At 70.6% G+C, this 13,596-nt stretch carries 12 protein-coding genes; 10 read left to right on the forward strand and 2 right to left on the reverse strand.

Translation table 11 applies throughout. The features are described from left to right. Positions 1-3 precede the first annotated feature (3 nt). The 10 genes from HZB25_07570 (at position 4) to HZB25_07615 (ending at position 10,629) form a co-directional block, all read left to right on the forward strand. Positions 4-360 carry a 4Fe-4S binding protein gene (locus HZB25_07570; GenBank protein MBI5837087.1) on the forward strand — a complete coding sequence of 119 codons (357 nt, stop codon included), beginning with the start codon at positions 4-6 and terminating at the stop codon, positions 358-360. After that, positions 357-1,514 carry a 2-oxoacid:acceptor oxidoreductase subunit alpha gene (locus tag HZB25_07575; protein ID MBI5837088.1) on the forward strand — a complete coding sequence of 386 codons (1,158 nt, stop codon included), beginning with the start codon at positions 357-359 and terminating at the stop codon, positions 1,512-1,514. Before HZB25_07570 ends, HZB25_07575 begins: the two co-directional genes overlap by 4 nt. Then, positions 1,511-2,413 (forward strand): 2-oxoacid:ferredoxin oxidoreductase subunit beta, encoded by a 903-nt coding sequence (locus HZB25_07580; GenBank protein ID MBI5837089.1) that lies wholly within the window; start codon positions 1,511-1,513, stop codon positions 2,411-2,413. Before HZB25_07575 ends, HZB25_07580 begins: the two co-directional genes overlap by 4 nt. After that, on the forward strand, positions 2,400-2,969 hold the full coding sequence (locus HZB25_07585) for a 2-oxoacid:acceptor oxidoreductase family protein (GenBank protein MBI5837090.1): 570 nt from the start codon (positions 2,400-2,402) through the stop codon (positions 2,967-2,969). Before HZB25_07580 ends, HZB25_07585 begins: the two co-directional genes overlap by 14 nt. Beyond that, positions 2,966-5,386, forward strand: coding sequence for an FAD-dependent oxidoreductase (locus HZB25_07590; GenBank protein ID MBI5837091.1), 2,421 nt, complete (start codon positions 2,966-2,968; stop codon positions 5,384-5,386). The genes HZB25_07585 and HZB25_07590 overlap by 4 nt, the downstream gene beginning before the upstream one ends. Further along, positions 5,383-6,561 carry a (Fe-S)-binding protein gene (locus HZB25_07595; GenBank protein MBI5837092.1) on the forward strand — a complete coding sequence of 393 codons (1,179 nt, stop codon included), beginning with the start codon at positions 5,383-5,385 and terminating at the stop codon, positions 6,559-6,561. The genes HZB25_07590 and HZB25_07595 overlap by 4 nt, the downstream gene beginning before the upstream one ends. Then, positions 6,558-9,011, forward strand: a complete 2,454-nt coding sequence (locus HZB25_07600) for a hydrogenase iron-sulfur subunit (protein MBI5837093.1) — start codon at positions 6,558-6,560, stop codon at positions 9,009-9,011. The genes HZB25_07595 and HZB25_07600 overlap by 4 nt, the downstream gene beginning before the upstream one ends. A 24-nt stretch (positions 9,012-9,035) precedes the next feature. Further along, a complete protein-coding gene (locus HZB25_07605) occupies positions 9,036-9,203 on the forward strand; it encodes a hypothetical protein (GenBank protein MBI5837094.1) in 168 nt (55 codons plus the stop codon). A gap of 249 nt (positions 9,204-9,452) precedes the next feature. Further along, positions 9,453-10,028, forward strand: coding sequence for a DUF1211 domain-containing protein (locus tag HZB25_07610; GenBank protein MBI5837095.1), 576 nt, complete (start codon positions 9,453-9,455; stop codon positions 10,026-10,028). A gap of 64 nt (positions 10,029-10,092) precedes the next feature. After that, the gene (locus HZB25_07615) at positions 10,093-10,629 is read left to right on the forward strand and encodes a DUF1697 domain-containing protein (GenBank protein MBI5837096.1); all 537 of its coding nucleotides are present in this window, start codon (positions 10,093-10,095) and stop codon (positions 10,627-10,629) included. A gap of 44 nt (positions 10,630-10,673) precedes the next feature. Here the strand turns inward: HZB25_07615 and HZB25_07620 are convergent, their stop codons facing one another. Continuing rightward, positions 10,674-11,972 carry an MFS transporter gene (locus HZB25_07620; protein MBI5837097.1) on the reverse strand — a complete coding sequence of 433 codons (1,299 nt, stop codon included), beginning with the start codon at positions 11,970-11,972 and terminating at the stop codon, positions 10,674-10,676. Positions 11,973-12,034: 62 nt separating this feature from the next. Beyond that, on the reverse strand, positions 12,035-13,588 hold the full coding sequence (locus HZB25_07625; GenBank protein MBI5837098.1) for a citrate lyase subunit alpha: 1,554 nt from the start codon (positions 13,586-13,588) through the stop codon (positions 12,035-12,037). Between the last annotated feature and the right edge of the window lie 8 nt (positions 13,589-13,596).

Consider the following 13,596-nt stretch of genomic DNA (forward strand, 5'->3'; position numbering starts at 1 on the left):
ACGATGAGAACCTGGCGTACGCCCCTGGATTCCGGAAGAGTCCGAAGCCCGCACGGTCACGTGGTGATCGTTGCCGAGCGCTGCAAGGGCTGCGGATTCTGCATCGAGTACTGCCCGCGCGACGTGCTGCGGGAGGCCGCCGGGTTCAACCGCAAGGGCTACCACCCGCCGGAGGTGGTCAAGCCCGGCGCGTGCGTGAACTGCAACCTGTGCGAGATGATCTGTCCCGACTTCGCCATATTCAGCGTGCTGGAGCTGGAGCCCCTGGCAGCCGGGGCGCCCGGGCCGGTCGCGCGTGGGGGGGTGCCCCGCGGCATGGCGGACGCCGACGGGAACCCGTGGCGGAAGGAGGGGAAGTGAAGGCCGACCCGCGCGGGGTCCTCACTGGGACCCACTATCTCGACGGCGACTTCGCGTGCGGCGAGGGGGCCCTGGCCGCGGGCTGCCGCTTCGTGGCGGGCTACCCCATCACTCCGTCCACCGAGGTGGTGGAGCGAATGTCGCGCCGCTTCCCGACCATCGGCGGAACCTTCATCCAGATGGAGGACGAGCTGGCGAGCATGGCCGCCGTGGTGGGGGCCTCGTGGACCGGCACCAAGTCCATGACCGTCACCAGCGGGCCGGGCTTCAGCCTGATGATGGAGAACATCGGGCTGGCGGCGATGATGGAGACCCCGTGCGTGGTGGTGAACGTCCAGCGGGCCGGGCCCTCCACCGGGCTGCCCACCATGGTCGGCCAGGCCGACATGATGCAGGCGCGGTGGGGCTCCCACGGCGACTACCAACTCATCGCCCTGTGCCCGCGGTCGCCCCAGGAAGCCTTCGACCTGACCGTCCACGCCTTCAATCTCTCCGAAACGTACCGCGTTCCGGTGCTGATCATGATGGACGAGTGCGTCGGCCACATGACCGAGAAGGTGGTCATCCCGCCCGCCGCGGACATCCAGGTTGTGCCGAGGCGGCTCACGAGCCGGCCTCCGGGGGAGTTCAAGCCGTATGAAACCAACGGCAGCATGGTGCCCGAGTTCGCCCGCGCCGGCGACGGCTACCGCTTCCACGCCACCGGGCTCACCCACGACGAGCGCGGCTACCCCGACATGACCATCGCCTGCCACGAGCGCGCGGTGCGCCGGCTTACGGACAAGATCCGCTCCCACGTCGACGACATCAGCATGGTGGAGGAGGAGGACCTCGCCGGCGCCCGGGTGGTGGTGGTCAGTTACGGCATCACCTCCCGCGTGGCGCGCATGGGCATGCTGATGGCCCGCAAGGCGGGCGTGAAGGTCGGCAGCCTGCGCCTGATCGTGGCGTGGCCCTTCCCCGAGGAGCGCATCCGCAGGCTCGCCGCGAAGGTGAAGGCGTTCGTGGTGCCCGAGATCAACCTGGGACAGATGGCCCTGGAGGTCGAGCGGTGCGCCGCCGGGAAGGCCGCCGTCGTGTGCGTGCCGCACGCGGGCGGCGCGGTGCACGAACCGGAGGCCATCTGCGACGCGATCCGGAAGGCGGCGGAATGAGCATCCTGCCCGAAGTGGCCCTCACGGACGAGCCGGTCCACCCGATTTCACCGTTCATCCGCATGGACCGGATGCCCCACATCTGGTGTCCCACCTGCGGCATCGGGACCGTGGTGAAGTGCTACGCCAGCGCCCTGGAGAAGACCGGCGTGGACCTGGACAAGGTGAGCGTGGTCTCCGGCATCGGCTGCACCGGGCGCGTCGCCGGCTATGTGAAGCTGGACAGCTTCCACTCCACCCACGGGCGGGCGCTGCCCTTCGCCACCGGGCTGAAGCTGGCGCGGCCGGAGCTGATGGTCACCGTGTTCTCCGGGGACGGTGACCTGATGGGGATCGGCGGCAACCACTTCATCCACGCCGCGCGGCGCAACATGGACCTGCTGGTGGTGCTGGTGAACAACTTCATCTATGGAATGACCGGCGGGCAGAACGCGCCCACCACGCCGCTCACCGCGCACTCCTCCACCATGCCCTTCGGGAGCTACGAGCGGCCGTTCAACCTCCCGCACCTGGCTGCCAGCTGCGGCGCCACCTACGTGGCCCGCTGGACCTGCCTGCACGTGCGCCAGCTGACCTCGGCCTTCGCCGAGGCGATCGGCCGGAAGGGGTTCCGCTTCATCGAGGTGATCGCGCCCTGCTCCACCCTGTACGCGCGCCTCAACAAGCTGGGCAGCGGCCTGGACCTGATGCGCTTCTACCACGACAGCGCGGAGGTGCGGCACGGGGCCGACACCCGCGAGGCCGACATCGACTACCAGCAGCGCATCCTGTGCGGGAAGTTCGTGGACGAGGAGCGCCCGACGTACCTGGAGATGATGCACTCGCACTTCCGCTCGGTGCTGGGGGAGAAGTACGTCCCCATGCCTCCGGAAGGGGGATGGATCCGTGGAGAGGACTGAGATCCGCATCACCGGCTTCGGCGGCCAGGGCGCGGTGCTCATCGGCTACATCATCGGCCGCGCCTGGTCGGTGCACGCCGGCGGGCACTCGACCATGATCCAGAGCTTCGGGCCCGAGGCCCGCGGCTCCACCTGCAGCGCCACGCTGGTGCTCTCGGACGAGGAAGTCCTCTATCCCTACGTGCGGCGGACCGACGTGCTGGTGGCGCTGTCCTCGGACGGCTGCTCCAAGTACCTGGCCGAGCTCGAGGACGACGGGATGCTGGTCTACGAGAGCGACCTGGTGGACCCGGTCGTCGCCCCGGGCCAGGCCGCGCGCGGCATCCCGTCCACGCGCATCGCCGAGGGCCTGGGGCGGCGGCTGGTGGGGAACATGGTGATGCTGGGCTTCTTCGCCGCCACCACGGGACTGGTGCCCCTGGACGCGATGCGCGAGGCGCTGCGGTTGTCGGTGCCCTCCGGGACCGAGGAGCTCAACCTGAAGGCCTTCGAGACGGGGGTGCGGTACGCCGACGCTCCGGCCGGGATCCCCGCGGAGCCGGGGGCGGCGCGATGAATGGCAACGCGGCGCCGTGGGCCGCCGGCGCGCTGGAATTGCAGGGGCGGGGGCTGCTGGTGCCCACGCTGCAGTCCGAGCCGCTCCCGGTGCGGGCCATCGACCCCTCGCCGTGCACCGCGGCCTGCCCCGCGGGCATCAACGTCAAGGCCTATGTCTCGCTGATCGCCGAGCGGCGCTTCGCCGAGGCCCTGGAAGTGGTGCGCCGGCGGTGCCCGCTGCCCGGCATCTGCGGGCGCGTGTGCCACCATCCATGTGAGAACGCCTGCAAGCGCGGCCACTCCGACGAGCCGATCGCCATCCGCGCGCTCAAGCGCGTGGTCGCCGACCGGGAGCGGGACTTTCCGCGGCCCGCGCCGCCGCCAGGTCCCACGCGGTCCGGCCGCGTGGCGATCGTCGGGTCCGGCCCCGCCGGCCTGACCGCCGCCTACGACCTGGCCCTGGCGGGCTACCCCGTCACCGTCTTCGAGGCCGACTCCGAGCCGGGCGGCATGCTGCGCTACGGGATCGCCGACTACCGCCTTCCGCCCGGCGTGCTGGACGCCGAGATCGGCGTGCTGCAGCGGGCCGGCGTGGAGATCCGCACCGGCATGCGCCTGGGCCGGGACCTGGACCTCGAGGGCCTCCGGCGCGACGGCTACAGCGCCACGCTGCTGGCCGTCGGCGCCCAGATCGGCCGCCCGCTCTCCGTGCCCGGCGAAGAGAGCTGCCCGGTGGTCGAGGACGCGCTGCGCTTCCTCAGGCGCGTCAATTCCGGCAGCCGCACCTTCCCCGGCAATCGCGTGGTGGTCATCGGCGGTGGATCCACGGCGGTGGAGGCCGCGCGCACCGCGCTGCGGCTGGGAGCCAAATCGGTGGAAGTCGTCTACCGGCGGTACCGCGAGGAGCTGCTGGCCAGCCGCTACGAGATCGAGGCGGCGGAACGGGAAGGGGTGAACTTCAGCTTCCTGGTGGCGCCCTCGCGGGTGCTGCTCGAGGGGCAGCGCCTGGCGGGCCTGGAGTGCATGAAGGTGGGCCTGGGCGAGCCGGACGGCAGCGGTCGCCGCCGCCCGATTCTCATTCCCGGCAGCGAGTTCGTGGTGCAGGCCGACCGGGTGTTGGCGGCGGTGGGGCAGGAGGCCGATCTCGATTTTCTCGACCCGGCCGACCGCGAGCGGGCGTCGAAGGGCGGCCGGCTCCCCATCGACGAGCGCACCGCCCTGACCGCCCTGCCCGGCGTGTTCGCCGCGGGCGACGTGGTGACCGGCCCGGCCACGGTGATCGAAGCCATCGCCGCGGGCCACCGCGCCGCGGAATCCATCCGCCACCACATCGAGGAGGGGCGGCCCGACATCCGCGAGGAGCGTCCCGAGCGGGCCGCGGCGGCGGAGTACGAACTCCCGGACCAGCCCCCGATCCGCGCGGCGCGTCTGCACCCCGCGCAGGAGCTGCCGGCGCCGGGCCGTGAGTTCGGCGAGGTGGAGGCGGCCTTCGAGATCGAGGACGCGGTGGCCGAGGCCCGCCGCTGCCTGCGCTGCGGCCCGTGTGGAGACTGCCGGGTGTGCGCACCCACCTGCCAGCGGCGGCACATCATGGTTCGGGCGCAATCCCCCAACGGCAATGGCACCGGACGCTCGGCCCTGGTGCGCGCGCCGGGCAACGTGGCCATGGCCCTGGATTCGGCGTCCGCCACGCCCGGGTGGCTGCTGCAGGTGCTCCGGCCCGGCACGCTCCCCGAGATCCGGCTTTCGGACATGGAGCGCGTACACCTGCGTCCGGTCCGGACGCGCATCGAGGCGAACCTGTGCCGGGGGTGCGCGCGGTGCGTGGATGTGTGTCCGTTCAAGGCGGTGCACTTGGAGGCCTCCCCGGGACGCGCCGGGACCGCGCGGATCGAGCAGGCGCTGTGCCGGGGGTGCAACCTGTGCGCGACGGTCTGTCCCACCAAGGCGGCCCGGCCCAGCGCGCTCTCTCCGCAGTGGTGGGGCTCGCGTCTCGAGGACGCGTTCCACCCCGGGGCCGACGGGTCCGCCCCTGGAGTCCACGTGGTCCTGGCCTGCCAGCGACGGGCCGGGGGGCTCGAGGGGCGGCTCGCGCAGCCCGGGACGCGGGTGGAAGTGATCCGCTTTCAGTGCGTGGGCCAGGTGGATGTGGGGATGCTCCTGGATCTCTACCGGCTGGGTGCCCGCAGGGTGATGGTCGCGGGGTGCAGCCTCGATCGGTGCCGCTTCGGCCAGGGCGCGGGGCTGGCGGCGCAGGAGCTGGAGCGGGCGCGGGCGATGCTGAAGCTCCTGGGTGCGCCCGCCGACCTGGTGGTGTGGGAGGAGTCCGAACGTCGCGCCCGGGATCCGCTGGGGCCGCCGGTGGCCGCCATGACCCACGGCGAGGCGGCGCCGCGCCCGCAGCCGGGCGCGGCGAGCCGCGGAGGAGGCGAATGATGGAACTCGCCCAGGCCCTCGCCGAACTGCGCCGGTCCACCCGGGCCGCGGTGTGCGCCGAGTGCGGCAAGTGCACCTCGGTCTGCCCGCTGGCGGCGACCGGCGGGTATCACGTGCGCTCCATCGCGTGCCAGAGCCTGGAGGAGGAGCTGGAGGGCAGGGGCGTGGGAATCCGGCGCTGCCTCACGTGCGGCTCGTGCGACCTGCGCTGTCCGCAGGGAGTGCAGTTCCTGGACCTGGTGCGGGGCGTGCGGGAGCTGGCGGAGCCCGAGTCCATCGAGGCCTGTCCGCACGGCGGGGCCATGCAGTCCTGCATGCGCATCATGGCCCGCAACGGCGCGGAACAGGATCGCCTCGGATGGCTGGAGCCGGACCTGCGCACCGAGCCGGAGAAGGGCGACGTGTTCTTCTGGGCCGGCTGCGCCGGCCACCTGGACGCCTTCTTCCCCGAGCTTTCCGCCGGCGGCCCGGACGCGAACGTGGCGGCCGTGCGCGTCCTGAACCGGCTGGGTGTGGTCCCGGTGGTTTCCGCCAGGGAGCGCTGCTGCGGCCACGACCTGCTGTGGAACGGAGACCGGCAGGGCTTCGAAGCCCTGGCCCGGCACAACGTGCAACTGCTGGCCGACAGCGGCGCCCACACGCTGGTGACCGCCTGCGCCGAGTGCCTGCGCACCTGGCGGCTGGACTACCCGCCATTCCAGGGCGGCGGGGCGCCGAAGGTGCTGCACCTGTCCGAGTACCTGGCGCAGCGGCTGCCGGAGCTCGAGTGGAAGGAGGGTCCGCCCCGTCGCGTCACGTTCCAGGACCCGTGCCGCCTGGGCCGCCACGCCGGCGTGTACGACGCGCCCCGCCAGGTCCTCGCCGCGATGCCGGGCGTGGAACTCGTGGAAATGCCCCGCTCCGGGCGCCGGGCGATCTGCTGCGCCGGGGGGACGTGGACCCACTGTGACCGCCACACGAAGGAGATCCAGGCGGACCGCATCGCCGAAGCGCGCGCCACGGGCGCGGACACCCTGGTCACGGCCTGCCCCAAGTGCCGCATCCACTTCGCCTGCGCCATGCGGGACCCGGATGTGCAGGAGGCGGGCGGGATCCGGATGATGGACCTGTCGGAACTGGTGGCCGGGTCGCTGGCGCGGGCCGCCGCACACACCGGGAAGGAGGCGTCGGAATGATCCAACATCACGCGGATGAAGGTGCCCGCGACGGAATCCGCGTCGGGGTCTTCGTCTGTGATTGCGGCTCGAACATCCTCGGCGCCGTGGACTGCGCCGCGGTCGCCGAGCACGCGAAGACGCTCCCCGACGTGGTGTGCGTGGTGCGCAACCGCTACACCTGCGCCGAGCCGGGCCAGAACGAGATCCGCAACGCGATCCGCGAGCACCGGCTCAACCGCGTGGTGGTGGCCTCGTGCACCCCGAGGCAGCACGAGCCCACCTTCCGGCAGTGCGTGCTCGACGCCGGCCTGAACCCATATCTCATGGAGATGGCCAATCTCCGCGAGCACTGCTCGTGGGTGCACCCCGGGAACGTCGCCGCCGCCACGGCCAAGGCCAAGGACCTGATGGCCAGCGCGGTGGCCAAGGCGCGGCTGCTGCAGCCGCAGGAGGAGATGTCCATCCCGGTCGCGCAGCGGGCGCTGGTGATCGGGGGCGGGGTGACCGGCATCGAGGCCGCGCTGGAGCTGGCGGACGCGGGTCACAAGGTGGTGCTGGTCGAGAAGCAGGCCTCCATCGGCGGGATCATGGCCCAGCTGGACAAGACCTATCCCACGATGGATTGCTCCATATGAATACTCGGGCCTAAGGCCCTCGATGCCGGTCGGCATCGAAACATCGAACTTCTGACCTTCAGCGAAATCGAGAGCATCTCCGGGTACGTGGGCGACTTCACCGTCCGGATCCGGAAGAAGGCCCGCTACGTGGACGCCGCGGTGTGCAACGCCTGCGGCGAGTGCGCCAAGGTGTGCCCCGTGGTGGTGCCGGACGCCTACCAGATGGGTCTCTCGTCCCGCCGGGCGATCCACATCCCATTCCCGCAGGCCGTGCCCAGCGTGTACATCCTGGACATGGAGAACTGCCTGGGGAACAACCCGGTCGCGTGCGGCAAGTGCGCCGAGGTCTGCGAGAAGAAGGCCATCGACTACGACGGCCGCGACGAGATCGTGACCCGCCAGGTGGGGGCCGTGATCGTGGCCATCGGGGCGGACGTCTACGATCCCACCGAGCTCGACGACTACGGCTACACGCGCTTCGAGAACGTGATCACCTCGATGGAGTTCGAGCGGCTGATCTGCGCCGGCGGCCCCACCGAGGGTCACTTCATGCGGCCCGGCGACCAGGAGCGGCCCAGGCGCATCGGGTTCATCCAGTGCGTCGGATCGCGCAATCCGAAGAACCACCGGCCGTGGTGCTCGAACATCTGCTGCATGAACACGGTCAAGGACACGCTGCTGCTGGCGGACCACTATCCCGACACCCGGAGCGTGGTGTTCTACCAGGATATCCGGGCGTTCGGGAAGTCCTTCGAGGACATGTTCCAGCGCTCCAAGGAGGCCGGCGTGCGCTACGTGCGCGGCCTGCCCGGGGAGATCCAGGAGGATCCCGGGACCGGCAACCTGATCCTGACCGTGGAGAACACCACTTCCGGCCGCCTGGAGCGCCACGAGCTGGACATGGTGGTGCTCTCGGTCGGCCTGGAGCCGCCGGCGGATCTCAAGAAGATCGCCGGGTTCCTGACCCTCTCGAAGACCGCCGACGGTTTCTTCATGGAAGCCCACCCCAAGCTGCGGCCGGTGGACGCCCCGACCCGCGGCGTGTACTTCGCCGGGATGTGCGAATCGCCCAAGGACATCAAGGACTCGGTGTGCCAGGCGGGAGCGGCGTCGTCGCGGGCCGGCTCGCTGCTGCAGGCGGGCAAGGTGACCATCGAGGCCATCACCAGCCGCATTGACGAGGCGGCCTGCTCCAGCTGCGGCGTGTGCGCGCGCATCTGCCCGTTCTCGGCCATCCAGTGGACCAAGGGCCGCCCGGCGGTGGTGGTGGAAGCCGCCTGCGCGGGGTGCGGTTCGTGCGCGGCCCAGTGCAAGCCGGGCGCGATCACCATGCGCCACTTCACCGACGACCAGATCCTGGCCCAGGTGCGCGGCCTGCTGGCGGACGACCCGCAGGAGAAGGTACTGGTGTTCGCGTGCAACTGGTGCTCGTACGCCGGCGCGGACATGGCCGGGATCTCGCGCATGCAGTACCCGGCCTCCAACCGCGTGGTGCGCACCATGTGCTCCGCGCGGGTGTCGGAGGAGATGGTGCTGGAGGCCTTCCGGTGCGGGGCGCCGGTGGTGCTGGTGTCGGGCTGCCACTACGCCGACTGCCACTACATCAACGCCAACCGCCAGACGGTGAAGCGCGTGCAGAGCCTGTGGAACAAGCTGGAGAAGGCCGGGGTGCGCCCGGAGCGGCTGCAGCTCGAGTGGATCAGCGCCGCCGAGGGCCAGAAGTACGCGAAGGTGATGCGCCAGCTCGAGGACATCCGCCGCACCGTCACCGCGGAGGAGATCGAGCACTCGCGCACCGCGTTCAAGCCCAAGGTCCGGCGGCCCACTCTTGCCGTGACCGCCGGGAGCTGACGTTTCGCCTACGGGAGCCGGGACATGGCCACGACGATGGGAAAGTTCCGCTGCATGATGTGCGGGCACGAGTACGAGGACCCGGTGGAGGAGGGGGAGGACCGAGAGCGCGGCTGCCCGAGGTGCCGCTCCAACAGCATCCGCAAGCTCAAGAAGGCCGGCGAGGCGAAGGAGGCCGAGCCGGCCGAGTGAGCGCGCGGGGCGCCCTGCCGGCCAGGCACGAGCGCCCGCCCCGCGTGGACCGCATCGCCACGTGCCGGGCGCCCCGCGCCCGGCACTTCACTTCCCGGCCTCGCCGCGCCCGGATCATCGGTCCTGGCGCAGGCGGCCGACAATTCCCGGACAACTTCCCGGGGCGGCGCATCCAACTACTCTGGACCGAGGAGGGGGCGCGGAGACGTCTGCGGGGAGCCCGGGGACCCCCGGGGAGAGGAGCAATCGATGGACAAGGGGCGCCTGGAGGCCTTCAGCGACGGCGTGATCGCCATCCTGATCACCATCATGGTGCTGGGGCTGGCGGTGCCGCGCGGGACGGGGCTCGCGGCGCTGCGGCCGCTGCTCCCCACGATCCTGTGCTACACGATGAGCTTCCTGTACCTGGGCATCTACTGGAACAACCACCACCACATGCTGCAGGCCATCGAGCGCGTGGACGGGCGCGTGCTGTGGGCCAACCTGCACCTGCTCTTCTGGCTCTCGCTGATCCCCTTTGGCACGTCCTGGATGGGGGTGAGCGGTCTTGCGCCGTGGCCGGTGGCGCTCTACGGGCTCGTCCTCCTGCTCGCTGCGGTGGCCTACTTCATCCTCGCGCGCACCCTGATCGGCCTGCACGGCGCGGATTCCACGCTGGCCGCGGCCATAGGGGCGGACATGAAGGGCCGGGTCTCGATGGTGATGTACGCCGCCGCGGTGGCGCTCGCCTTCGTCAGCGCCCTGCTGTCCTTCGCGATCTACGTGCTGGTGGCGGTGATGTGGCTGGTGCCGGACCGGAGAATTGAGCGCACGCTGACTCGCTGAAGCGCCGCACTGCGCCACCGAAGTCGCGCCACCCCTGCCGCCAGCCGCCCGGAGGACCCCACCCATGCCCCGCTACGTCGCCTTCCTCAGGGCCATCAATGTCGGCGGCCACACGGTGAAGATGGACCGCCTCCGCGGCTTGTTCGAGTCCCTGGGGCTCGCGCGGGTGGAGACCTACATCGCCAGTGGCAATGTGATCTTCGAGACCGCCTCGCGGTCTGCACCCGCGCTGGAACGGCGCATCGAGGCGCTGCTGCTCGGGGAACTGGGCTACGAGGTGGCCACGTTCCTGCGCACGGACGCGGAGGTGGCCGCGGTGGCGGAGCACCAGGCGTTCCCGGCTTCGAAAATGAAGGCCGCCGTGGCGTTCAACGTGGGTTTCCTGTCCGAGCCCCTGGGCCGTGAAGCGCAGGCAAAGCTCCTGGGCTACACCACGGCCATGGACGCGTTCCATGTCCACGGGCGCGAAGTCTACTGGCTGTGCCGGATGGGGCAGAGCCAGTCCACATTCAACAATGTGTCCATGGAGCGGGCGCTGCGGGTGCGGGCGACGTTCCGGGGGATCAGCACCATTCGAAGGCTGGCCGCGAATCTGGGGTGAACGCGGGGGGACCCGCATGCACGCGGCCCTCCGGCGACCGGCGGTCACTCTCGCGGCGGATCCGTCTCCCCGCCCTGCCGGCCGAAGCCCGCCTCCAGCGGGATGCGCAGCGCCACCAGAAAGCTCGGCACCGTCGCCACCACCACCCAGGTGAAGAAGTGGCGGTAGCCGATGTGGTCCTGCAACCACCCGCTCCACATGCCGGGCAGCATCATGCCCAGGGCCATGAACCCGGTGCAGATCGCATAGTGCGCGGTGCGGTGCTCGCCGCGGGCGATGTGGATCATGTACATGAGATACGCGGTGAATCCGAAGCCGTAGCCGAACTGCTCCACCGCCACGCACGCCTGCACCAGCAGCAGGCTCGCGGGCTGGGCATACGCGAGGTAGATGAACGCCACGTCGGGCAGGTGGATCGCGAAGAGCATCGGCCACAGCCACGCCTTGAGCCCGTGGCGCGCGATCACCCACCCGCCGAGGATGCCGCCCAGGGTGAGCGCCAGGATGCCGATGGTGCCGTAGATGATCCCCACCTGCGCCGTGTCGAGGCCCAGCCCGCCCACCGCGCGGGCGTCCAGCAGGAAGGGCGCGGCCATCTTCACCAGCTGGGCCTCGCCCAGGCGGTACAGCAGCAGGAACAACGTCAGCGTCACGATCCCCGGCTTGCGGAAGAACGCCCCGAAGGTGGCCAGGAACTCGGCCACGAAGTGCGGGATCTCGCGCGCGTTCCCCGGCCGGTCCGCTTCCGGGCGCGGCAGCACCCAGCGGTGCCACAGCCCGAACAGCGCGAACAGCACGGCAAGCGAGCCCATGGCCACGGTCCAGGCGAAGCGCGGATTCCCGGTGCGCGCCTGCAACGTGCCCGCCAGCACCACCAGCAGCCCCTGTCCCGCGATGGTGGCGATGCGGTAGAACATGGTGCGCACGCCGATGAACAGCGCCTGCTGCCGCTCGTTGGTGGCCAGCAGGTAGAATCCGTCGGCGGCGATGTCGTGGGTCGCGGAGTTGAAGGCCACCAGCCAGAAGAAGGCCAGCGTGGCGCGGAAGTACCCGGGGCCGGGCAGCACCAGCGCCACGCCCGCGAGGCCGGCGCCGATCAGCAGCTGCATCGCCCAGATCCAGCGCCGGCGGGTGGCCAGCAGGTCCACCACCGGGGACCACAGCGGCTTGATCACCCACGGCAGGTACAGCCAGCTGGTGTACAGCGCGATGTCGGTGTTGGAGACCCCGAAGCCCTTGTACATGATGACCGAGACGGTCATCACCACCACGTAGGGCAGGCCCTCGGCGAGGTAGAGCGAAGGGATCCATCCCCACAGGGCCCGGGTGTTGCCGCGGTCCATGCTGTCCGCCTTCCTTGGAGGGGGAAATGCGGGCGTCCCCCTGACGCCCGCGCCCGTCGCGCCTACTTCTCCACCCCCCACACCGTGTCCAGAACCGTCCCGTCCACCCACTTCACCACCGCCACGGGTTGCTTCGTGAGCCTTGGGCGAGCCGGCGGCCCGCCGCAGATGGCCTCGATCTCCTTCTTGAGCTGGCGGATGGGCTTGATGGGCAGGCCCGAGCCCCGGGTGGCGTCCAGCAGGTCCGTGCGCAGCGGGTTGATGGCGATGCCCCGCTCGGTGACGATCACGTCAACGAGGTCGCCCGGGCCGGTCAGCGTGGTGACCTTGTCCACGATCACCGGGATGCGGTCGCGGAAGCTGGGAACGGCCAGGATGGAGCAGCCCCCGTGCAGGCAGTTCTGCCATCCGCCGATGCCGTGCAGCAGCCGGCCGTCGGAGTGGGTCACCACGTTGGCGTTGAAGTTCACGTCCACTTCCGTGGCGCCCAGCACCGCCACGTCCACCATTTGCGCGAAGTTGCCCTTGCCGTGGTCGTTGTAGGAGGTGAACGGGCTGGTGGCCACGTGGCGCGGGTCGGAGGCGATGGACTTCACCGCGTCCAGGTCGAAGGTCTGGCCGTCCAGGATGTAGTCGGTCAGGCCCTCCTGCAGCAGCTCCACCAGGTACTTCGTCGAGCCGCCGCGCACGAAGCGGGCCTTCACCCCGGCGGCGCGCATCATGTCCCTGAGGTAGGCCACGAACGCCAGCGCGATGCCGCCGCTGCCGGCCTGGAACGAGAACCCGTTCTTCATGATGCCGGACTCGCGCACGAACCGCGCGATGTACTCGGCGATGAGCAGCCGGTCGGGACTCTTCGTGATCTCGGTGGTGCCGCTCACGATCTTCGAGGGATCGCCGATGGACGGCACCTCCACCACGTAGTCCACGTGGTTGCCCTGGATCTGCCAGGGAATGCACGGGAACGGCACCAGGTTGTCGGTGACCACGATCACCCGGTCGGCGTACATGGAGTCGGCCAGCGCGAAGCCCAGCGAGCCGCACGCGGAGCGGCCGTGCGATCCGTCGGCGTTGCCGAAGGGGTCCGCCGTGGGCGCGGCGATCACCGCGACGTCCACGTGCACCTCGCCGTCCTGGATGGCCTGGAAACGGCCGCCATGGGAGCGCAGCACGCCCAGTCCGCGCATGCGGCCCTGGGTGCAGTAGTCGCCCAGCGGGCCGTTCATGCTGCCCTCGATGTGGTGCACCACGCCCTTCTCCATCAGCTCGATCACCGGAGCCTGGCAGGGGAACGAGGCGGACGGGAACCACAGGAGGTCCTTCACCCCGAGCTTGGCGGCGGCCTGCAGGGCCTGCAGCGCCACGATGTCGCCGTTGCGCAGGTGATGGTGGTTGGAGATGGTCATGCCGCTCTTCAGGCCGCACTTCTTCAGCGCGGTGGCGAGGTCCTTCACCCGCTTGTCACCGTCGTCCGGATAGTCGGTGGCGCGGCGGACCGGCGGGGCGGCCTTGCGGCCGGTGGCGGCGTGCCCGCCGACCCCCGCAAAGGGCGCCTGCGCGTGCCCGTTCACCACCGCGGGGACCAGCCGGCCGGCGGCGTTGCGCACCAGGTCCATCTGCTTCG

The sequence above is a fragment of the Candidatus Eisenbacteria bacterium genome, from assembly GCA_016235265.1.
Taxonomy (GTDB): Bacteria; Eisenbacteria; RBG-16-71-46; order RBG-16-71-46; family JACRLI01; genus JACRLI01.

Excerpts from the sequence above, each read along its gene's own strand:
- HZB25_07595 (MBI5837092.1), top strand. The coding sequence starts at position 5,383 with ATGATGGAACTCGCCCAGGCCCTCGCCGAACTGCGCCGGTCCACCCGG.
- HZB25_07605 (MBI5837094.1), top strand. The coding sequence starts at position 9,036 with ATGGCCACGACGATGGGAAAGTTCCGCTGCATGATGTGCGGGCACGAG.
- HZB25_07625 (MBI5837098.1), bottom strand. The coding sequence starts at position 13,588 with ATGGACCTGGTGCGCAACGCCGCCGGCCGGCTGGTCCCCGCGGTGGTG.
- HZB25_07620 (MBI5837097.1), bottom strand. The coding sequence starts at position 11,972 with ATGGACCGCGGCAACACCCGGGCCCTGTGGGGATGGATCCCTTCGCTC.
- HZB25_07580 (MBI5837089.1), top strand. The coding sequence starts at position 1,511 with ATGAGCATCCTGCCCGAAGTGGCCCTCACGGACGAGCCGGTCCACCCG.
- HZB25_07615 (MBI5837096.1), top strand. The coding sequence starts at position 10,093 with ATGCCCCGCTACGTCGCCTTCCTCAGGGCCATCAATGTCGGCGGCCAC.
- HZB25_07590 (MBI5837091.1), top strand. The coding sequence starts at position 2,966 with ATGAATGGCAACGCGGCGCCGTGGGCCGCCGGCGCGCTGGAATTGCAG.
- HZB25_07610 (MBI5837095.1), top strand. The coding sequence starts at position 9,453 with ATGGACAAGGGGCGCCTGGAGGCCTTCAGCGACGGCGTGATCGCCATC.
- HZB25_07570 (MBI5837087.1), top strand. The coding sequence starts at position 4 with ATGAGAACCTGGCGTACGCCCCTGGATTCCGGAAGAGTCCGAAGCCCG.